General features: G+C 42.2%; 18 protein-coding genes. 9 read left to right on the top strand and 9 right to left on the bottom strand.

The genetic code is table 11. The annotated features are described in order from the left end of the window. Positions 1 to 16: 16 nt before the first annotated feature. Entirely contained in the window at positions 17 to 532 is a 516-nt protein-coding gene (locus LU361_RS04335; RefSeq protein WP_233087216.1) for a TrmH family RNA methyltransferase, read from the bottom strand. A gap of 309 nt (positions 533 to 841) precedes the next feature. On the opposite strand from LU361_RS04335, the gene LU361_RS04330 reads away from it, so the two are divergent. From LU361_RS04330 to LU361_RS04310, 5 genes are all read left to right on the top strand, one after another. Further along, the gene (locus tag LU361_RS04330) at positions 842 to 1,504 is read left to right on the top strand and encodes a DsbA family oxidoreductase (RefSeq protein ID WP_233087214.1); all 663 of its coding nucleotides are present in this window, start codon (positions 842 to 844) and stop codon (positions 1,502 to 1,504) included. Positions 1,505 to 1,965: 461 nt separating this feature from the next. Continuing rightward, entirely contained in the window at positions 1,966 to 2,445 is a 480-nt protein-coding gene (gene speD, locus LU361_RS04325) for an adenosylmethionine decarboxylase (protein ID WP_233087212.1), read from the top strand. Between the two features lie 2 nt (positions 2,446 to 2,447). After that, complete coding sequence (speE, locus tag LU361_RS04320) at positions 2,448 to 3,293, top strand: polyamine aminopropyltransferase (protein WP_233087209.1); 846 nt, start codon at positions 2,448 to 2,450, stop codon at positions 3,291 to 3,293. 171 nt (positions 3,294 to 3,464) lie between these two features. Continuing rightward, positions 3,465 to 4,634, top strand: a complete 1,170-nt coding sequence (locus LU361_RS04315; RefSeq protein ID WP_233087207.1) for a type III PLP-dependent enzyme — start codon at positions 3,465 to 3,467, stop codon at positions 4,632 to 4,634. A gap of 461 nt (positions 4,635 to 5,095) precedes the next feature. Then, positions 5,096 to 7,357 carry an EAL domain-containing protein gene (locus LU361_RS04310; protein ID WP_233087205.1) on the top strand — a complete coding sequence of 754 codons (2,262 nt, stop codon included), beginning with the start codon at positions 5,096 to 5,098 and terminating at the stop codon, positions 7,355 to 7,357. Positions 7,358 to 7,840: 483 nt separating this feature from the next. Here LU361_RS04310 and LU361_RS04305 read toward each other — a convergent pair whose 3' ends face one another. From LU361_RS04305 to hisI, 5 genes are all read right to left on the bottom strand, one after another. Next, positions 7,841 to 8,302, bottom strand: coding sequence for a hypothetical protein (locus LU361_RS04305; protein WP_233087203.1), 462 nt, complete (start codon positions 8,300 to 8,302; stop codon positions 7,841 to 7,843). A gap of 396 nt (positions 8,303 to 8,698) precedes the next feature. Continuing rightward, positions 8,699 to 9,259: a DapH/DapD/GlmU-related protein gene (locus LU361_RS04300; protein ID WP_233087201.1), complete on the bottom strand. Its 561-nt coding sequence runs from the start codon at positions 9,257 to 9,259 to the stop codon at positions 8,699 to 8,701. An 85-nt stretch (positions 9,260 to 9,344) separates the two neighbouring features. Then, on the bottom strand, positions 9,345 to 10,235 hold the full coding sequence (folE2, locus tag LU361_RS04295; protein ID WP_233087199.1) for a GTP cyclohydrolase FolE2: 891 nt from the start codon (positions 10,233 to 10,235) through the stop codon (positions 9,345 to 9,347). 23 nt (positions 10,236 to 10,258) lie between these two features. Next, complete coding sequence (locus LU361_RS04290; protein WP_233087197.1) at positions 10,259 to 11,599, bottom strand: dihydroorotase; 1,341 nt, start codon at positions 11,597 to 11,599, stop codon at positions 10,259 to 10,261. Then, positions 11,599 to 12,015, bottom strand: a complete 417-nt coding sequence (gene hisI, locus LU361_RS04285) for a phosphoribosyl-AMP cyclohydrolase (protein ID WP_233087195.1) — start codon at positions 12,013 to 12,015, stop codon at positions 11,599 to 11,601. The genes LU361_RS04290 and hisI overlap by 1 nt, the downstream gene beginning before the upstream one ends. Before the next feature lie 371 nt (positions 12,016 to 12,386). Here hisI and LU361_RS04280 point away from each other — a divergent pair, with 371 nt between their 5' ends. Genes LU361_RS04280 through LU361_RS04265 form a run of 4 tightly spaced genes read left to right on the top strand, consistent with a single transcriptional unit; the run spans position 12,387 to position 18,163 of the window. Continuing rightward, entirely contained in the window at positions 12,387 to 13,196 is an 810-nt protein-coding gene (locus LU361_RS04280; protein WP_233087185.1) for a hypothetical protein, read from the top strand. Between the two features lie 4 nt (positions 13,197 to 13,200). Further along, positions 13,201 to 16,152, top strand: a complete 2,952-nt coding sequence (locus LU361_RS04275; protein ID WP_233087183.1) for a coiled-coil domain-containing protein — start codon at positions 13,201 to 13,203, stop codon at positions 16,150 to 16,152. Positions 16,153 to 16,182: 30 nt separating this feature from the next. Continuing rightward, positions 16,183 to 17,628 carry a hypothetical protein gene (locus LU361_RS04270; protein WP_233087181.1) on the top strand — a complete coding sequence of 482 codons (1,446 nt, stop codon included), beginning with the start codon at positions 16,183 to 16,185 and terminating at the stop codon, positions 17,626 to 17,628. A gap of 4 nt (positions 17,629 to 17,632) precedes the next feature. Beyond that, a complete protein-coding gene (locus LU361_RS04265) occupies positions 17,633 to 18,163 on the top strand; it encodes a condensin complex protein MksE (protein ID WP_233087179.1) in 531 nt (176 codons plus the stop codon). Positions 18,164 to 18,254: 91 nt separating this feature from the next. Here LU361_RS04265 and LU361_RS04260 read toward each other — a convergent pair whose 3' ends face one another. The 3 genes from LU361_RS04260 to LU361_RS04250 all read right to left on the bottom strand — a co-directional run bounded on the left by LU361_RS04260 (position 18,255) and on the right by LU361_RS04250 (position 20,597). Beyond that, entirely contained in the window at positions 18,255 to 18,953 is a 699-nt protein-coding gene (locus LU361_RS04260; protein ID WP_233087177.1) for a pirin family protein, read from the bottom strand. Between the two features lie 162 nt (positions 18,954 to 19,115). After that, positions 19,116 to 20,021 carry a LysR family transcriptional regulator gene (locus LU361_RS04255; RefSeq protein ID WP_233087176.1) on the bottom strand — a complete coding sequence of 302 codons (906 nt, stop codon included), beginning with the start codon at positions 20,019 to 20,021 and terminating at the stop codon, positions 19,116 to 19,118. Positions 20,022 to 20,171: 150 nt separating this feature from the next. Then, positions 20,172 to 20,597, bottom strand: a complete 426-nt coding sequence (locus LU361_RS04250; RefSeq protein ID WP_233087174.1) for a DoxX family protein — start codon at positions 20,595 to 20,597, stop codon at positions 20,172 to 20,174. Positions 20,598 to 20,788: the final 191 nt, after the last annotated feature.

Raw genomic sequence — 20,788 nt, 5'->3', positions numbered from 1 at the left:
AAGGCCTGTTAAAAAATTATTCAGTATCCAAATACGCTTGAGTCATCACATAGGTGGCAATCGAACAGGCATTGGCAACATTCATCGACGAGTTTTCTCCAAGCATGGGAATATGCACAACCTCATCTGAGAGTGCTAGTACATTATCGTTGATACCGTGCGATTCAGAACCAAGCACCAAGCAAACTTTGGCATCACTAGATAACGATAGTCGATGCAGCGGTTTGCTGTTTTCGGCAATTTCCAAACTGACGACGCGGTAGTTCTCAGCTTTCAACGCGTGAATAATCTGTTCCGGCTTTTCTTCATAAGAATAAGGCACAAAACGTTCGGTAGTGCGCGAGACTTTCCGAATTTTTTTATTCGGTGGCACAACTGACTTTCCTGACAAAAAGACTTTTTCTACCCCCAGAGCATCGGCAATGCGAAACACGCTACCGACGTTTTCAGGTCTTTCTACATCAATGAGTAAAAAACAGAGTGGAAATTTTTTTCCCGTGGTTTGGTGATCAGAGTGAGTCAGTTGTGTCATTGCTTGCAAGTATTTCGGTAAAACATAAACGATCAACAGTCGTTTATGGTGAACGCCTGTGGCGTAAGTATCAGTGTGACTGAAATTTTTGAATGTGTGTTATTTTTCAACACAATTTCGTACGCTTCAGTGTTACACTGGATCTTAACGAAACTTATCCATTTAAACCATAGATTAGTAAAAACGGTGGATTAGTAAAAACCGCATATTGATAAAAACGATTGCAGCCTGTGAAAGCGAACTTTTATTCCATTGCGGCAATCTTATCCGTAAACGTTGATTTTTAATTCGAAATTTCAGGAAAACCCAATGATAAGCGTACCGATAACCATTGATCTTGTCTCCGACGTGACCTGCCCTTGGTGCATTGTTGGTTTCAAGAAGTTAGAGCAAGCCCTCGGTCAAACCGAATTCAGCCAACCAGTGAGCATTCAGTGGCAACCGTTTGAGTTGAACCCCGGATTGCCGCCGCAAGGTGAGTTACTTTTGGATAACTTACAGCGAAAATACAACATGTCTAAAGCCGATTCAGAAAATTTTTCTGCTCGTCTTAAGTCGATTGGTGAGTCGTTGGATTTCGAATTTAACATCGGTGAAGACTTCCGTATGTACGACACAAAAGCGGCGCATCGACTGCTAACCTGGGCTCAACAATTTAATTTGCAAACCGAACTAAAATTGAAATTGTTTCAGTTTAATTTCAGTGAAAGTTTAAATATTTCTGACACCGAAATTTTATTGTCTGCCTGCGAAGCAGTTGGGTTAAATGTAGAGGAAGCAAGAGCGGCGCTCGACGACGAATTAATTCGCAAGAAAACCGACGCCGAACAACAGTTTTGGCTACAATCTGGTATTCAATCGGTTCCGTCGATTATTTTAAACAGAAAATATTTAATCAACGGCGCACAAGAGCCCGAACAAATTGCCAAAGTGTTTGAAAAAATTAATTCCGAAGCGCTCACCGAAACTTAATTTTAAAATTTTTCTTCACTAAAAAATTTCTTTTTAACACCACTGTTTTGTCGTTGTTTTTAAGCAGTGGTGGTTTTGAAACCTGCCTTTTTTGCCTTATCCTTCTAATCCTGATTAAGAATTCAAAATCAAACGTTAACTTAATTTGGGTTTTCGATAATTAAATTTGAACCATTTAATTCCGTGATTACCCTCTGGTTATTTAAGTTAATAAATATTAATTGGGTGAAATTCTATTAACCATTTGCTCAATAGCTGCGCTAGTTTTATGGGTTTAGTCGGATAGACTAATTTTGTTGTTGCACTGTCACCAAAAATAGTTACAATCGCCGCTCCCTTAACTACTGACACTATTTTATGCGAGTTCTTTAAAGCGCCATCGATCAGCTGACGTTGTCTGCAACCGAAGCCTGCGATGGTGACTGAATAGACAAACCATTGCGATTCGGAGGAATGCGTTAATGCTGAGTGCCGCTGATGCCCTCAAGCCAGCCATGTTAGATGGGCTGACTTCAAGTGTACCGACTACTAAGCGAATAGCTGAACCAGTTTCAGCCCCTGTTGAAGAAAGTAAAGATCATTTCATTACTCGAAATGGCGTTACCTTCGCAGGTTCACATCTCATCATTGATCTTTGGGGTGCTAAACACCTAGACGATATCGAGCACATGGAAAATGCCATGCGCAGATGTGTCGAGGTTTGTGGCGCAACACTACTCCATATTCACGTACACCACTTTGCGCCCGATGGCGTATCCGGTGTTGCTGTACTTGCTGAATCGCACATCAGTGTTCATACATGGCCCGAACGCGAATACGCCGCTTTTGACGTATTCATGTGTGGTGACGCCATGCCTGAATTAGCCATTGTGGAATTAAAGCGAGCTTTCTTTCCAGAAAGAATCGAAGTCAGCGAACATTTACGTGGAGTCATAAGATAGCAATGAATCGATACAGCGAAACATTATACGATGCTTGGGGCCAGTCTTTCGCGGTCGATAAAGTATTGTTTGAAACCCATACCGACCACCAGCATTTGGTGATTTTTAAAAATTCACATTATGGTCGAGTCATGGCATTGGACGGAGTTATTCAAACTACCGAAGCCGACGAATTTATTTATCATGAGTCGTTAACGCATATTCCTCTTCTCGCCCATGGTGACGTGAAAAAAGTATTAATCATCGGCGGCGGCGACGGCGGTATTTTGCGTGAGGTGTGCAAGCACAAAAACGTTGAATCCATCACGATGGTAGAAATCGATAACGCCGTTGTTGAAATGAGTCGTGAACATTTGCCCAAACACAGTGACGGCGCTTTTGATGATTCTCGCTTCCAGCTCGTCATTGATGACGGTGCTAATTTTGTTGCCGAAACCGAGCAAACCTTTGACGTAATTATTTCCGACAGTACTGACCCAATTGGTCCGGGTGAAGTTTTATTTACTCAAGATTTTTACGGGAATTGTAAACGCTGTTTAAATCCTGGCGGTGTGTTGGTAACGCAAAATGGCGTTCCCTTTATGCAGGCAGACGAATTAATCAGTACGCATGAACGCCAGCAAGTGCATTTTGCCGATAATACATTTTATACCGCAGCAATTCCCACTTATGTGGGCGGTGTGATGGCGTTCAGTTGGGCGAGTGATAATAAAGATTTACGCGCGCAAAATTTAGAAATTATTAAAGCTCGTTTTGAACAAGCAGAACTTGCTGTTCGTTTTTATACACCTGAATTACATTTAGGTGCATTCGCATTGCCTGGTTATATCCAAGAGCACCTTAAATAAATTTTTTTGAAAAAGAAAATTTAGCCGTCAAAAAAGTGTTTTTTGGCGGCATTTTCCCTTAACTAGTGTTAAGTTTAATTATAGACATCGGTAAAAGTTCAAACTAAAAGATATAACTGGTATATTCCCAATTGTTATAATCATTCAACAATTCTAGAGGAGAAACTATCAGTGGCCAGCGTCAGCTTACCCGCGCCTCCCGTAACAATTTCACCCGCATCAGAAGCAGAAATTTATCGGAAAGCCATCGAAACTCACGGATCACCTTTATTAGTGATCAACCCTGCAAAAATTCGCCGAGCTTACAGATCATTAAACGATGCTTTACCGGGCGTAGGTTTGTATTTTGCAATTAAAGCCAATCCACACCGTGCTGTTGTAAAAACTCTTGCTGAATGCGGTGCCTCTTTTGATATTGCCACCTCGGGCGAAATCGAATTACTGCGTGAAATTAAAGTTCGCGGTGATAATTGTATTCACACGCATCCCATTAAACGCGATAAAGACATTCGCGATGCGCTTCGATACGGCTGCACAAAATTCGTTGTTGATAATCTAGAAGAAATTAAAAAATTCATTCCTTATCGCAACCGTGTTGGCATTTTATTACGCGTTAGTTTTCCTAATCCGAATTCTCCCGTTGATCTCTCGAAAAAATTTGGTTGCACGCCTGATAACGCGATTCAGCTTGCTGAAACAGCGACCGAGATGGGAATTAAAATTAAAGGTTTTTCGTTCCACGCAGGTTCTCAGTGTGCTTGTCCAGAAAATCACACCCACGCGGTAGAACGTTGTGCTGAATTGCTGATGCATTACAACGAAACCCATGAACAGAACATGTCGATTTTAGACATTGGTGGTGGTTTCCCTGTGCCTTACGATAACGGTACTCCAGACATTGAATCGTTCTGCGCGCCTATTCGTAACGCGTTAAAGCTTTTACCTGAGCATATCGCTGTTATTGCCGAGCCAGGCCGTTTCTTAGTAGCAGATGCAGCTACCGCAGTGTCTACCGTCATTGGTGTTGCTGATCGTTGTGATGGACGTTGGTACTACTTGGACGATGGTGTTTACGGTTCTTACAGTGGCCGAATCTACGACCATGCTAATTATCCTATCCGAGTATTCAGTGACGAGACCTCAGTAACTCATCCGACGATCATGGCTGGACCAACGTGCGATAGCATCGATGTTTTTGCGGAAAATATTAATATTCCAGAATTAAAAATCGGTGATTTAGTCGTAGGCGAAATGATGGGTGCTTACACTAATGCGACGGCAACAGACTTTAATTTGTTCCCTCGTGCAAAAATAATCGAGTCCACTGATGCCGCTTTTTAGTGGCAAAGCATACCGAATAAAAGGACGTTTAGTCGGCAAGACCCCATACAAGCATTTAATATTCACTCCAGTTACACATATTGTTTAGTAGGAAGAAACGAATCCAGTTTCGGCAATATGTGTAGCTGCACCCAGTTTTCCTCGTAGTTTTATCAAGCACTAATATTCGACGTTAATAATATTCGATTTCACACGAATGATAACGTGCCTACCGTTTCTTAAATCCGATCAATGCATTGTCGCCTAAATTTGCAGAATTATTGTTTTTATTAGGTAATCCACTAGAGTTAGAGGATGGGATACTATTTTTATTTAACAATCAAAGATTATAGATATAACGGTTTTTGATTAAAAATCCAAATACTTATCGTAGCTTGTTAAGCTTAATGATTCGGATTGATTGAAAGAATCTAATATCAACGCGAGATGTAATTCTAAATCCTTAGCTTGAAGGATACACTTTGAAAATTACTAACACGCTAAATGAAGACGTTGAGACGGTCAGTGTCAATCGCACTGCGGTACAATTTAAAATATTGTTTGTTGACGATTCCAACTCAAATCATAAATCATCAGATCTTTTCGACCTGCTCACTCATTATCAGAAAGCACACACTAATACTCTTGTTGAACATTGTAATAAAACCTCTTTGGTTGCCGATTACAGCCAGTTTGATGATTGTGTGCATCTAATCATCATCAATTCTGCTTTGTTACAATTTAATGATATTAACGAATGGGTTCGTAAGACTCAATTACAGAGTGCCCATACGGTCGATTTTCTTGTTGTAGTAAGTGATGCTGATAAAAATAATGATTTGAGCCAAATTGATGCGGGAAGAGTTAATTCAGGAGAAGCTAACGTAGGAAAAGTTATTTTCCAATCTGCGATTACCGAATCAGTTTTTACTACCCTGATCGAAGAGTTGTTGGCAAAAAAGAAATTAGAAAAAGAGTTAGCCGATCAGTCAGTAACACTGCAAAAACTCACTGAAAACGTTGAAAAAATCTATACCGCGTTAGATTTAGAAAGCTTTTATCAATCTATGATGGAAGCCATGAGAATAATGTTTAACGATTCTGGCTACGGCGTTATTGCGAGAGCCCTGCCTTGGCAAATTGAATCCGATTTAAGTACTTGGTCGATCACCGATGTTGTCAATACCAATCTAAATGCACCGAGCTACGGTTCTTATGAAACACGATTGGGTGAAGTACTACCTGAAAGCACTGTCACTTTGTTAGAAGAGTGTTTATCGGATAGCGGTGTTTGTCTATCTGAAAACTTGGCTGCAGTGGTTCTCAATAAAGACAAAAACAGCAATCTTCCTTCAATACTGGTGTTGTTTCATTGTGAACGTGCTCCGAGCATCTTACAACAAAATCTATTTTTAAATTTCTCCAAAACCGTTCATTACAAGTATCATTTTATGATTGAGCATGAACGTTTAAATCATCTTGCTTATTACGACATAAATTTAAACATTCCTAATCGGCATTGGATGATTCGCCATTTATCTCAACTCGATCAAGATACCAAAGAAAACCACTTTCTAATGGTGATGACCATTGATGATTACGATCAGATGGGCGCTGACCTTGGCATCGAGTTTTCTATTCATTTGTATACCGCTGTATTTCGGGTTTTAAAAAGTATCTTTGGTGCCGACGCGCCAACGGCCAAATTGGCAACCGGCGAACTGGTGCTTGTCATTAAAAAGAACGCTTTTGAAAATACACAAAATAAAAACCCGGTAGAAAACTTCTCTATTGAAATGAGTGGTGTTGAGCACCAATTGTCTGCAACAACCTCTTTAATTTCCCTGCAAGAACTTGATAAATATTCGCCCAATATGTTGATTCATATTGGCGAAGCGTTAATTGCACGCGCCCGTGAATACAAAGCGCATTCCTTGTCGTTCTCGAATGAAATAAGAAACAACGTAACCAGCAAAAATCAACTGCTGATTGCGTTACGTGACGCCACCAAGTCCAAAAAAATCGAAGTTGCTTTACAACCTAAAGTCGAGCTGACCACGGGAAAAGCGGTTGCCGTTGAATCATTAGCGCGTTGGCGATTAGACTCGGGCGAATTTGTCGACCCAAAAGAATTTATTTGGGTTGCGGAAGCGGCTGGAATAATCGACGTTTTGGGCGCATTAGTGTTAGAGAAAACACTGGCAGCGGGAAAAGCCATCCACAATAAAGGCTTTAAAATACCCATTGCCTACAACATTAGCGCGAAGCAAATAATGCCAGAAGCGTCGTTCGAAAAGATCAATGAAATTATCGACAATTCCAATTTTGATCGAAACTTTCTCGAACTCGAAATTACTGAAACAGAACTTATTAAAGACTACTCTCTTGTCGAAAAACGCTTGAGAGCATTAATGGCTACCGGTATCAGCGTGAGCGTTGATGATTTCGGAACCGGTGTCTCGTCTATTTCAAATATCTATCGTTTGCCCGCAAAAAACCTAAAAATCGATAAAACCTTTATTGCATCACTATCAAACAAAGAAGTTGGCCGACCCGTTGTAGAAGTGATTTTGCGATTAGGTACCCGATACGACTATGCAGTTTTCGCCGAAGGCATTGAAACAGAAGAGCAAAGAGATTCGTTAATTGGAATGAATTGCTTGTACGGACAAGGGTTTTTATTTGCCGAACCAATGAGTTTGGATAACTTGTTGGTGTGGTTAAAACACAATAGAGAGTATTGATCTTAGTGATTTTTATAGTGCGTTAATTGAATTGTTGAGAGCAGTGCTTTGATGCTGGGCTGGGAAGAATAAAAATTCGTTTAGATGATGTACAGTCAACGGTTCTGGTTTACATGTTTTGGCATCATGTTGGTCAGTTTTACTTATTTAATGATTGTCAGTAGATTCTAGAGCAGGCGAAAAGAAACGAATTTCTAAGTCATTTGTTAGCTCATAAGATCCGTTTTTCGTATAGAAAAATACACGATCAGTGCTTTGGTAAATTCTTCTGCCCGTTAATACTTCTCCAGATTTAATTGTTACCATCGTACAGCCGGATTTAACGCCAGATTCGGTTATTTGATCAGAGCTTTCGTAGCATTGAAAACCATTGATCTGTTCTTTGGCTAAGTCTATACCACTGGCTAATCTACTTATGCCGAGACGACATGCGATATAGAATACAATCGCGAAAACAATGTAGATACCTACGCCCCTACTTACTCATGTATGAATTCTCTCGAAAAAATTTAAGGTTACATAAAGTAATTTTACTTCATCTGACGCTGGTGCTTCTTTTTTGTTGTCGAGTATAAGTGACGAGAGTTTGGTAAAGCGTGTTGGAGAAAATTTTCTCAAGAGTAACAAAGACAATAGAATGAAAATAAAGAAAATTGAAATTGCAAAAAATATCCCAACCAAACCGAAAACTATCTTAGGGCCAAGAAATGCGTCGAATACTTTTCGAGTCCCAATCATAAAATAGAGAACTAAATCATACGTACTTGCCGAAAAAGAGGGACTCTCAAAGCCATAACCTGTTAAAAAGCCATATAAAAACGTATGGCCGAAATAAAGCACATAAGCGGGTATACCTGCAAAGAGTGTTGTCACTTTTAGCGATGCAGCTAACCAGCCAATAGTGTTTATGTGACCAGCTTTTTGCTCTTTATTTATATTCACCATCGTTAGTTACCTTGAGCATATTTTATACTGCATGGGTTATTGATGCCCCTATTTGCTAGTTTACGCGTTTTTAAAACGTAATCTACGTTGATAGAGTGCTTCACCTTCGGGAATGTCCGTCATTATGGGGCTGGGTTGGTTCCGGTGTTTGAGGATTTAGCCGAGTTTAATGTAACCGGGCATGGCTTCGTTAGTGAGTACGTAAATTACTTCCGTGTCCATAATGCTTCTTCGTTCAAATTGAAGGTTAAGTTTAAGGGTATATGGAGAGTTTACCGGTTACGAATGGATTTTACGCCTGTGATTTTTACGTTAGCGAATGCTGTTTTGGAGAGGAGGGATCAATTCATCCTTGAACCGATCAGTTATAAGAAAGATAAAACAATTAACAAGGAATTAAAGCTCATTATTCAATTTTTTATACCCAGCTACTAAGGCATGGTTCGCTGATACCACCGATTCCGAAAAACTGGAATATTCTGGTGGTACTTTATCAATAGAATTTAAATCGAAACCTGGGCCAATGTTGGTCATGGGCGGTACGTGGAATTCGACCGGTAAATCTAAGCCGTCAACTACGCAGTTGTGACGAATGACGCAAAGGTCGCCAATATGAGTGTCGAATACTACGCTGTTAAAACCGATAAAAACGTCGTCACCCACGGTGCACGGTCCGTGAATAATTGATCGGTGAGCAATAGATGTACGTGCACCAATAATAACTTCGGCACCCGCTTTAGAATGAATGACCACGCCGTCTTGAATATTGGAATCTTTTTTGATGATGATCGGTTCCATGTTGCCTTCATCATTGACTTCGTCGGCACGGATCACGGCGTAGGGGCCAACAAAGACGTTATCTTCGATAATTACGTTGCCGCAAATAATGGCGGTTGGATCGATAAAGGCTTTCTCAGACACTTCGGGATAATGCCCAGAAGGGTTTTTTCTTAACATGGTAATCTTCTCTTTATTTTAATCGTTACGGTTATTTATAGACGTTAATTTTTAAAATTTGGTTTTTACGTAGATTCAATTGCTTTTAATCTGTGTATTTCTGATCAATAACCACAGCATTGTGAGCGTGCAAGCTTTCTTGGTGTTCTACTTTAAACCAATAATCGGTCACGTTGGTTTGGTGTTCTAATAGATTTTTAAATCGTCGTGCTGCGTCTTCGCAGAACATTAAGTTTTCAGCATTTAAACGGGCAAATTCTTGTTCGTCTTGGCGTTTAACGGCGGTTTGCACAGGTGTGCCGATGGCTTCTTCAAGTTGAAATACCAATGATGGTAAGTCAGGAAAATAACCGTCGCTGTATTGCATGGTGATGGTTGCGTACGAGCGTTGGCTGTGAGGCGTCGCGATGGAGCCTTGTTTTGATTCTATCCATTGCAACAACTGTTCTTTGTTAATGGTGTTAGAGTCAAATTCGGAATCCAGAGCTTCACTCAATAACTGTCGTGATAAAGATGCAGAGCAGGGGCAGGTACTGGAATATGGAATTTCAAGGGTGGTTTTTACGGTAGTGACGCCACGGTTATTTTCGGCTGCGACAGTAATCGGATAAGATTGATACCCCTGTTCATTACTGAGCAGCGACGGCTTTTCTAGCAATAAATCAAAGGTTAAATTAATTTTAGCGCTGTTGCTGATGCCTTGTTGAGATTCCACCATGGCTTTCAATAGCGCATCAATGGTGTCAAAATTGATGGTCGTATTGGCCAGTTGATTGTTCAACAATAAGTGCAGTCGCGACATGTGAATGCCTTTAACCGCTTCTTGATCCAAACTGACGTAGAGATCGGCTTTTGCAACAGCAGGTATAGCTTTACCGTTATTCTCAATTATTATGGGGGCAGAAATTTTTTCCATTCCTACCCACTGTAGTTTTCTAGCGTAGTTAGCGACGTCGCTATTGGCGACATCCGGCATTATTTTCGATGTAATCATGGTTTTTAATTTGGGTTAAAAAAGCTGAGTGGAAGTCCGGCAGACTTTTCTGTAATGAGTTGTTGGCCGTCAAATACTTGTTGTCCATTGACCCAGGTCGAAAGAATTTTTGACGAGAATTCGTGACCCGCAAACGGTGACCACTGACAATGATAAAAGGTATTTTTATGAGTGACCGGCGTGGTCTGGTTAGGCGATACCAACACCAAGTCGGCGTAATAACCTTCGCGGATAAATCCTCGCTCGACAACGTTAAAACGTTTTGCTGGATTGTGTGCGGTTTTTTCGACGATTTGTTCAATGGTAAAACGCGACTGTTTAACGTGATCCAACAAGCTTAATAACGCGTGTTGAACCAACGGCAATCCTGCCGGTGCTTGATTGTAATCTTGATTTTTTTCCTGCCACGTGTGCGGGGCATGATCGGTGGCAATTATATCGATCACACCGGTATTTACGGCATTTAATAAAGCGGAGCGATCGGATTCGGCTTTAATCGCCGGATTGCATTTAATTAAATTGCCCAAGCGCGGATAATCTTGTTCCGAAAACCACAGATGGTGTACACAGGCTTCGGCGGTTATGCGTTTGTTTTCAATGGCGCCGGGAGAAAATAATTCCAATTCTTTTTCTGTGGTGATGTGTAATACGTGCAAATTGGATTGAAATTTCTTGGCCAAACCCACCGCGTATGAAGACGATTGATAACACGCGTTTGCGTCTCGGATGATTGGGTGATCGGTAATAACTGGTATTTTGCCACTGTTGTGAAAGCTGGCTAGATTATTTTTGATAACCGGCCCGTATTCACAGTGAGTCAGAATGGTGACTGGGCTGTCTCGAAATATGGCTTCCAGTGCCTGTGGTTTTTCTACCAATAAATTACCGGTAGACGCTCCCATAAATACTTTTACACCGCAGGTTTTTTCGGGATCTAACGCTTTAATGTCTTCAAGGTTAGATTCGGTTGCCCCCAAATAAAACGCGTAGTTTGCCATCGAATGCTGTTGGGCAATATCGTATTTAAAATCGAGCGCGGCTTGTGTGGTGGTTGAGGGACTGACGTTAGGCATTTCCATATAGCTGGTAATTCCACCTGCAACTGCCGCGCGAGATTCGCTGGCAATATTGCCTTTGTGGGTTAGGCCCGGCTCGCGAAAATGCACCTGGTCATCAATCATGCCCGGCAGTAACCAGTTGCCTTGTGCGTCAATTACCTGTTCGTTCTCGTTGGCAGTAATCTGTTTGTCTATTTTTTCGATGCGTTGATCGACGATACGAACGTCCATCACCTCTGCACGATTTTCATTAACCACGCACGCGTTGGTAATTAATGTGGTAGTCATTAAGCGGGATTTCCTGAAATTTCTATTTTATTGTCGGGTTTTACTTTGAGATAAAAACAGTCTTTGCGGCCGGTATGGCAAGCCGCACCCGTTTGAATGACTTTGCAGAGAATGGCGTCGCCGTCGCAATCGAATGACATATTCACCAACTCTTGTATGTGGCCGCTGGTCGCGCCTTTTTCCCAGAACTCTTGTCGGCTGCGTGACCAGTAGATCATGCGGCCTTTATCCAGGGTTTTTTGCAGGGATTCTTTGTTCATCCACGCCAGCATAAGCACTTCAAGAGTCTCGGCGTCTTGAGTAATCACTGGCATTAATCCATCGCTATTGAAAGCCAGTTGATCAATAACTTCGGGTAGGGGTAATTTGGTGCTGTGAGTCAGGTTTTCTAGCGCTCGAAAGTAGCTGTGTCTCATGTGAAGCCGTGGTTACCTGTGTCGGGAACGCCGTGTCGTAGCGCTCCATTGGGTGAAATACAAACTTATTGTTATGTTATATCATAGCTTATTTGATTTGAAGCAATTTACGAACGTATCCAGCTTGCGGATTAGACGATGTTTAATACCTGTTCAGATTGCGCGGTTTATTTCGTTTGCCTCTCAAAACTTGACGGTGTTAGGAGCAAACTTCAGTATTTTTGTCGCTATTTCACAGTTTTACGCGCTTTAGGGTTTGCTGATTCACAACCGGTGCCAACAATCCCCGAGAAACCTTGGTTAGTTCTGTTTTAGTCGCCCCAGGTTAATTACAATAGCCGGCTTGATGACCAAACAGGTACCAGGTACATATGAAAACTCCCTATGAATTTTTAGCGGCCATTCGCGCGGGCGAAATGATTGAATGGTCGTCATTTTTGGGTGTTATGGCCAAACACGACGTTTTGCCCAGCGTTGTGTGTCGAATCTTTGAGCGCGAATCTCACTACGCCTCGAAAACGCCGATTAAGATTCTCGATGACGACGGCTGCATGAAGCTGGAACAGCGCTTTTTGCCTGCAATTACCGTCACCGATCGCGTCAGTGCCGCGCAAGCGGGGGATTCTCACCAGGTGCCTGTCGATGGAAACATGCTCGTTACCTACCGTTTAAACTGGCCCCGGCCAGAGGTGGCGGTTTCCTGGGATGGTCACGATTGGCAACCGGAACCCGATGCGGGCACGCATTTGCTGATTATTGAAAACATGCAAAATTTTTTGCGCCCGGATGATTCGTTTGTGTTTGCCAACGAATATTGCGATGCCAAACTCAGAGGCGAATCTTTGCTGTTTTTGTACGGCGCTGGCAACGCGGTGACTAAAGCGTGTAACAAAAACTATTTATCGCAGTTTAAATCCGTGTATTGTCTGTTCGATATTGATGCCGGTGGCATTTTAGCCTACATAAAACTCAACGCATTATTGAAAGATTTTCCAATTCCAATTCAGTTTTTGTATCCCAAAGACTGCCGTGAGCGCTTGGAAAAATCACCTCAAGAATTGTCCGATAAAGAATTAAAATTTATTCACGATGCAAAACAAAAGTATCCTGAAATAGCCCCTTTGTTAAATGATATGTACCAAACCAAAAAGAAATTAGAGCAGGAGACCTACCTAGGCTAAATTCATGGATGACGTTTTTGATTTATTGTCCGATGGGGACTTGTACAAAGTTCTACGTCTAGTTATGGTGAATTCTGGCAGTGCGGCCTACGTTGAAATTCCCATTGATGAAACCGCTGCTTTACTCAGTAAAAATAACAAAGGTAAAACCTCGGCGCTCAATGCGCTGAAATTATTTTTATTGCCAGAAATTAATTTTAAAGCCTGTGAAAAGAAATTTGGCTTTTCCTCCGGTGGTAAAGTGTATACCGGAGAAGAGAGCTTCAGTTATTACTTTCCCAGCGCTACCTCATTTATTATTTTAGAGGCCACCAATATTCAAGGTGACTTCTGTATTGTTTTGCACCAAAACCCAAAAGAAGCGTTGGGTTACAACCGTATTGCTGTGCCCAAATCCTATGCCGATATTCGTCATTTGTTTTGGAACACAGAATCCGATGCTAACCAGGGCATGGGCAGCCATCCCGTTGATTTTAATTTGAGCACGGTTCAACAGCAATTAATGGCTCAAAAAGGCATTGCGCTTATTGATCAAGAATCCATTCGCACGGCATTGTATACCCGCGTCAGCCCAACAAAGCCAGAGACTCGCTTTTGTTTAATGCCGCTGGTGCAGCTGCCAAAACCGCCCATGATGCGATCCATTAAAGCGTTGTTGCAGTTATCGTTTGATATTAAAGGCGCAAACACCAAAAATTTACCGCTGGCGATTGCGAATATTATTGATAGTGAAATCTCTACCAGCAAAGAGCCGGTGAATATCGATTTTAAACGCATTCATTCTGAGCGCGAGCGTTTACGTCAAGAAGCAAATCACATTCACAACGTTAAAAATCACCAGCAAAATTGGTTGGCGTTAGGAAAGTCCTATCGGGATTACGGTCTTAATCTGCGTAAGTGGCACAAAGACGTTGCCGGTCTGAGCGGTGCGATTGTTACTTTGTTGAATCAATTTCAGCCCGAGCACGAAGCTGCGCAAGAGCAACTCCAAGCCCTTGTTTCGGATCGAAAACGCATCGAAAAAAACTTAGCGGGTAAAACCGCAGAAATATCCACCAAAAACGGTGAGCGAAAGCCCATCGTGAAAGACCTTGAAAAGCTTAACACCAGTATCGAACTTGCCAAGGAAGTGATCGCCCGTGAAGGCCCGGTGATTGATAGCCAGGATGCGTTTGATATCAGTAATTATCTGCGTGAAATTAAAAAAGAAGCTGAAGTTGAGCTGGAGAGCTTTCAAAATAGAGAGAAAGCCAATGCTCGTTTAGAGGTTTTAGTCGGCAATAAAACTAAGCTTGCCACTAAAATTAAATTGCTGGACCAGCAATTGGCCGAAGATTCTCAAGGCTTTTTGAGCTTTTTAGATGAGCACTCGGCCACCATTTTAAATAGCTTGAATGCAGGCTTTAAAGGCTTGTCTCAAGAGCCGATGTTTGTTCAAACTCAGGCCATTGAATGCTTTGCCGAATTGTTCGAACTTGAAAACGATCAAGTCTTATTTTGTGGCGAGGTGTTAGATAATTTTCAAATTAAATCGTTTGATGCTCAATCATTTAGAGACAATATCATTGCAGAGCTGGATAAGCTGCGCGATCAACAAGAAAAGAACGAAAAGTCCATCGATGAACTCAATCGCCTAATCAAAGCCGGCGGTGAGTTATCTACCGCCTTGGTGGAAGAAAAGCATCAAGAACTGAAAGAAATTGATGATGAAATAAAAGCCTTAGTGAGTTTGGATCGAGACCAAGAAGACTTGCAGGAAAAACAGCTTACACTGGCGGGCTTGGATGACTATCTAGAAAGCTTGGAAGTCGAAAAAGACACTCTAAACAATCAATACATTGAATGCTTTGCCATCGAAGAAGAAACCCGCAAAAAAGTCACATCTATTGAGAAAAATTTTGAGCGTATCAAACAGTGTGATACCCAGCTGCAATACCTGAAAAAGCTGATTGCCGAGGATGGCGAAACGGTTAGTGAGGCTGTTGATATTGATTTGGTGCTCAGTGTTGACGAAGTGGAACAGCATCTGGGTACACTCGAAACGCTGCAAAATACGTTGAAAAATGATAAGCAAAAATCATTGGAAAAATTCAGAGCGATTATTTCTGGTAATGTCTTGGCATTAGACGCCGAGCTTGCTCATCGCACCGATTTAGAATCCATCGATTTTTCTGACGCCTATCAAAAATTGCGTTCCGAGTTCGAAAATATTGATTCCAAAGAAAAAGAACACCTGATTCAAGTTCGCAACCACAACCATGAAACCAGCGTTGAAATCAGTTTGTTGGATAATATGGCGCGAGCCATTAAAAACTTTGAAGAACGCATTAATGCGCAGCTGGGCAGCGTTAAAATTTCCAACCTAACTGGTGTGACCATCGAAATTAAAACCCTGGATGGTTTTAACACGTTGCGTCGAGAATTGGCCAATCACGGTTCAACGTCCGACCAACTGATGGAAGATTCTTTTTATCAACGGTTAATGGATTTCTGCGAGCAATATCTCACCACCGGTTCGGGTTACGGCAAACTGGATTTAGAGAAAATCGTTACCGACGTAAAATTCGTTTACGAGATTAACGGCAAAAAAGAATCAACGTCGCAATCAAACGGTACCAGCGGTATGGTCAACGCAGTATTGCTCGCCATATTGATGCGTCGTTTGGTACCTGAAGATGTAACCTTTACCTTGCCTGTGGTATTCGATGAAATCGGCAGTTTGGACGAAGACAACCTGCCGGAGTTACGCCGTGTAGTGGAGTTCAATCATTTCGTGTTGTTGGTTGCCAACCCGAACAATAACGGTTACATCGCCCAACACATTGGTCACTGGCACGATGTGTATTTGCACAACGTAACCGAAGGTGAGGTGGTCAATAAATGTTTGGCAATTTATGTTGCTGAAACAGAATCACTAAAAACAGTAGAGTCTCAAGCGTCATTTGAGCTGGCTTAGTCGGCGAGTGAAGTGTAGGTGAATTAAGTTATGCCTGTTGTTAATAGTGATCAAACGATTATTACCATTCTCAACAATAAAGCGTTGTTTTTTCGGTTAATGGATCACGCCCTGGCGGATTTTAGAAATCACGCGATGGAATTTACCATCAGTGATTACGAATCTCTGCTGGTTGCGGTAGCCAATAAACACAATGAAACCGAAAAGCGTCGATTGTTTGATACGTTAAGTCTCGATAATTTGGAGCGTAATGGTTTACTCAATTACGCCGATCGACGCACTGGCCGTTTTCGGTTGCAAGATTTTATCCTAGAAATGTTGCGCCATCTCGACAGTAAACGTTTGCGTGAATTGTCCTCGGCGGAATTAAATCAATTGATGAAGCAGCTCGAAGAATGCTACCGCCAAGTGAGCGATCCCAACATTATGTGGCTCGTTGGTGATAACGAGTTCGAAGAGATGGTTGCATCGGTATATTCGAGCTTGCAGCACGTTGCCTCGCGCCTTAAATCTAACGTGCGGGCGTTAAAAGGCCAAACCGAACGTTTGGCCAACGTGGTTGATGAGCAAAAGTACATCGATTTAGCGCGTTCGGATCAGGTGCGGGTTGCACTGAACGAAATTCTGCGTATTCACGAGCGTCACGTAACACCGACGCTGCAATTTTTGGACGAACGTTTAGACATTCGTCGCGCTCGAACCGAATTGTTCGGTGAAACCGCGCCGATGGCGTTGCTGAAAAAAATCATTACCCGATTCGAGCAACGTAAATTAACCGATCATGTCGCGCGTCTCCAACGTATTCAGTTTCATATTTTGGCGATGGGTCGAGAAGTTGGCGACATCGCAAAAGGTCTGGATAGCTACGTAAAATACGCCGAAGATGAACGCCGACGCTACAACCGTACCGAACAACTCTACAACGCCTTGCGAGGCGCTGTTATTGAAAAACAAACCGGCCTGTTGCGCGATTTTAAGTTGCGAGCCGATCATCCGGTATTTTCAGTCGTGCGGCCGTTGGGCGGCTTGAAGAGTTTTGTTCGTGCGCAATCGGCCAATGTTAACTGGCCGAAGTCTGAAGGCAATTTTGCGCTCAATGAAATTTTGCGTGTGCGCATTGAAGCGGAAATCAATAAACCGAAACCGGTGATTTCAAAAGTGGGAGATCCCACTTCTGACAAAGAAATCGCTCAGCGCCAGTTTATTGAGAAAATGCTCGCGGTCATGACAGACTTTGATTACCAACAAAGCCAAGACGACGCCTATTTGGGCGTGCACGAGTATTTGTGTGATCACCTAGAAAATTATTCGCTCAACCATTTAATGGATGCCGTTCCCTTTCTGTCGGCCAACGGCAACGTTGAACTGGCTATTCCAGTTGTTCAACACGCTATTGAATACCAAGGAATGCGGTTGAATTATCGTAAGCGTTGTTTTGTCAGCCGTGTTGCTGCGTCTGATTCAGAGAGTCAATAAAAAAATGCAAAAAGAATTAAGCCAAGTTATCTACCGCGAATTAATTAACGGTAATTTAATTAATAAGCTAAAGCGCGACGGTGATCATATGGTGCCGAACCCATTGTTCGACGAACTCGCCTCTGAATTAAATCGTCCTCATTACGAACAGTTGTATTCCTGCATTGGCTACGAATTAAAACAACTTGGCGATTGTTTTTTCTTAAATGAAATTGGCAAGGACGATGTGCTTTCAGACGTTGCCATGCGTATTCAAGCGTTGTTGGTGGTACTGTGTCGCGGTATTACCCAAATTCCATTACTGATCAGTGTGATTACTGATTCAAGTGCCGGTTTGAGTCGAGATCACATCGAAAAAATCGCCGAGGTTGATGAGTATGACCAAATACTCAAAGCGGTTGATTTAAAAAATCCGTTGATAAAAGAAATCGAAAACGTATTAGTGACCCGAAAAATAGCTTTTTGGAATCATATGGATCGATTGGTTTTATCAGACGGAGGCTTAGCATTGCTCGATCATATGCAGGAAGCTTAGCAGATAACATAACGTCGATTTAATGGATTATTGTCGACGGAGATCTCTGCTCAGTTTTCAGCTTCTTAATTCTTAGTGTTCATTGCGTTATTTAAGAATGATTCACCGAAGGCAAATCAAACCACAGTGCAGACAGTGGTTGGTTTGCCTTGATTGTTATTTTTTCGTCGAGTATTCCTAAACCGTCGCCTTCCGATAGCGTGCATTGCCCGGTTTCACCACCACCATTGAGAATATGCAGGTAACCTGGGCGGTTACTCTTTGCCAATGAAAATGTCTCGCGGGGCGCTAATTGCAATCGATAGATACTGGCATCTTGTTGCATCGATAACGAGCCATCGCGGCCATCAGGCGTAACCAGCGGTGTTAATACGTCGCTTTGTTGAATGGACTTTTGTTCGTAACTCGGTTGCGAGCCAGCGACGTTAGGCTGTATCCAAATTTGTAAGAAGCGCAAGGATTCATTACCGGAATGATTAAACTCTGAATGCGTAATTCCCGTGCCTGCGCTCATGCGTTGCACTTCTCCGGCGGGAATAATAAAGCGATTACCTAAGCTGTCGCGGTGTTCAATTGAGCCTTCTAACACGTAGGAAATAATCTCCATATCTCGGTGGCCGTGAGTATCAAAACCAGCGCCGGGGCTGACCAAATCGTCGTTAATGACTCGCAGAGCCGAGATACCCATATGATTGGGGTCGTAATAGCTGCCAAAAGAAAAGGTGTGCTTGCTGGTAAGCCAACTCAGTTGTTCAGTTCCACGATTTTTTGCGCGGCGGTAGTAACGCATAACAATTCTCCAATAAGGTACTTTGTGTGTATTGTGAAAGTAATATCGGTTGGAGAATATTTAAAAATTATGGCTCTACTGTTCGCAAAAGTAGAAAGTGTTACTCAACATCGCGGGTTCCTAATCAGAGGTTCTTAATCAAAGTTTCTTAATCAAAGGTTCCTAGACTAAATCTTCCGAGGTTGGCATGTTCAACGTCAGTAATCTAATTTCACCTAAAAATTCACGAGTGGCAGGGCCAATTAAATCTTTATCTTGATAATTCAGATAAAAACTGACGCTGCGCTTAGCGCCTTCTGTCAGTAATAACGGTTTTACGGTTCCAGATTGCAACGGACCTTTAATTGATTGCGTTGGCAACCAGGCGTACCCTAATCCTTGAACAATTAAATCAATGGAGGATCGTAAATGACTTACTGTCCATTGTTGTTCTGAGCCCAACCAACCTGAATCGACCTTGGTATGAGAGGCGGAATCTCGCGTGATAATTTGTCGGTACGATTTTAAATCTTCGTAAGTTAATTGACGATCGAGTTGATGCAGCGGGTGATTTTTATGGGCGACGGCAATAAATTCCAGAAGGCATATCTCTTCGTTTAAACCTGACTTCATCGGAAATGGTGATACGCCGATATCGGCCTTGTTGGTTTCGATCAGCTCGTTGGTGCCAGATAAAACGGTATCGAAAATGTCGATTCTGATTTGCGGGAACAATGCCGATACTTTTTCTAACGCGGAAAATACAACGTCCTGTGGGAAGGCGCCATCTATGGCTAAACGCAATTCCGATTCCACGCCGCAACCAAGGGATTGCGCGATATGTTCAACCCGTTGAACTTCCTCCAGTAAATACTCACCGCGCCTTAACAGCAGTTTTCCTGCTTGGGTGAGATGGGTTTTGCGTCCTTCAACCAAAAACAATTCAACACCCAGGTTTTCTTCGAGTTTATTAACCGCACTGTGAATGGACGATTGGCTTTTATGGACGACGTTGGCTGCTTGATTGAATCCACCTGCGTCAACAACTGCTTTAAACATTCGCCATTGTTCAAGGGTTGTTTTTTGCATTTTTTGCTCCGCGCGATAAACCAAAAAAAGGCAGAGTGAATCTGCCGAGTTTTGTTCTTACACTGTTAATTGCTCAGTATTTAACATTTCATTCAGTAGGATGATTACGATAGTAGCTCATTGAGCGATGATTCTTTTTTTGTTGAATCATTATTTACGACGATGGGCATCAATACTGAAACCACCGGCACTGTTTGCGGCTAATACTAAAAATCCGCCAGCGATGGCTATATTTTTGTAGAACATTAAAAATTGAATTTGATCACCCAAGTTGCTGTGATAAAGCACGGCGGTTGCAACGCTGAAGCCTGCGAATGCGAGTGCAACCAAACGGGTTTGAAAACCAGCCACCAACAATAACGAACCTACAATTTCAAACACAATCACGGCGGGCAATAGAAATTCTGGCAGACCGGCAAGCGCTAGAAATTGTTGGCTGCCTTCGTAATTTTGAAGCTTACCCACGCCTGATAAGAAAAAGATGGCTGCCAGTGCAATTCTGCCAATCAAATCCACCAGATTACTGAGGTTGGCTTGGTTGACTGTGTTAACGGGGTTCAGTGTTGTTGTGGTCATCGTTGGATTCTCCGAAAGGGATAAATGGGTTGGTTTAGGTCTCTTTGCTTCGATGACACACAGTATAAATCTACTGGGTAGAATAAAAATAAGTTAAAGTAGGATCAATCGTTCTTATAAAGCGAATATTTGGTGGTTATTACCGTTAGGTTTGTCGATTGCAAGAGGTAAGCAAGAGTTACGCAAGAGGT

It is taken from the genome of Sessilibacter corallicola (assembly GCF_021290925.1).
GTDB lineage: Bacteria > Pseudomonadota > Gammaproteobacteria > Pseudomonadales > Cellvibrionaceae > Sessilibacter > Sessilibacter corallicola.
This window is presented reverse-complemented; position numbering and strand designations above follow the sequence as displayed.

Bases quoted from the DNA above. Each gene is read 5' to 3' on its own strand.
- LU361_RS04335 (WP_233087216.1), bottom strand. From the start codon at position 532: ATGACACAACTGACTCACTCTGATCACCAAACCACGGGAAAAAAATTT.
- LU361_RS04330 (WP_233087214.1), top strand. From the start codon at position 842: ATGATAAGCGTACCGATAACCATTGATCTTGTCTCCGACGTGACCTGC.
- speD (WP_233087212.1), top strand. From the start codon at position 1,966: ATGCTGAGTGCCGCTGATGCCCTCAAGCCAGCCATGTTAGATGGGCTG.
- speE (WP_233087209.1), top strand. From the start codon at position 2,448: ATGAATCGATACAGCGAAACATTATACGATGCTTGGGGCCAGTCTTTC.
- LU361_RS04305 (WP_233087203.1), bottom strand. From the start codon at position 8,302: ATGGTGAATATAAATAAAGAGCAAAAAGCTGGTCACATAAACACTATT.
- LU361_RS04300 (WP_233087201.1), bottom strand. From the start codon at position 9,259: ATGTTAAGAAAAAACCCTTCTGGGCATTATCCCGAAGTGTCTGAGAAA.
- folE2 (WP_233087199.1), bottom strand. From the start codon at position 10,235: ATGCCGGATGTCGCCAATAGCGACGTCGCTAACTACGCTAGAAAACTA.
- LU361_RS04290 (WP_233087197.1), bottom strand. From the start codon at position 11,599: ATGACTACCACATTAATTACCAACGCGTGCGTGGTTAATGAAAATCGT.
- hisI (WP_233087195.1), bottom strand. From the start codon at position 12,015: ATGAGACACAGCTACTTTCGAGCGCTAGAAAACCTGACTCACAGCACC.
- LU361_RS04280 (WP_233087185.1), top strand. From the start codon at position 12,387: ATGAAAACTCCCTATGAATTTTTAGCGGCCATTCGCGCGGGCGAAATG.
- LU361_RS04275 (WP_233087183.1), top strand. From the start codon at position 13,201: ATGGATGACGTTTTTGATTTATTGTCCGATGGGGACTTGTACAAAGTT.
- LU361_RS04270 (WP_233087181.1), top strand. From the start codon at position 16,183: ATGCCTGTTGTTAATAGTGATCAAACGATTATTACCATTCTCAACAAT.
- LU361_RS04265 (WP_233087179.1), top strand. From the start codon at position 17,633: ATGCAAAAAGAATTAAGCCAAGTTATCTACCGCGAATTAATTAACGGT.
- LU361_RS04260 (WP_233087177.1), bottom strand. From the start codon at position 18,953: ATGCGTTACTACCGCCGCGCAAAAAATCGTGGAACTGAACAACTGAGT.
- LU361_RS04255 (WP_233087176.1), bottom strand. From the start codon at position 20,021: ATGCAAAAAACAACCCTTGAACAATGGCGAATGTTTAAAGCAGTTGTT.
- LU361_RS04250 (WP_233087174.1), bottom strand. From the start codon at position 20,597: ATGACCACAACAACACTGAACCCCGTTAACACAGTCAACCAAGCCAAC.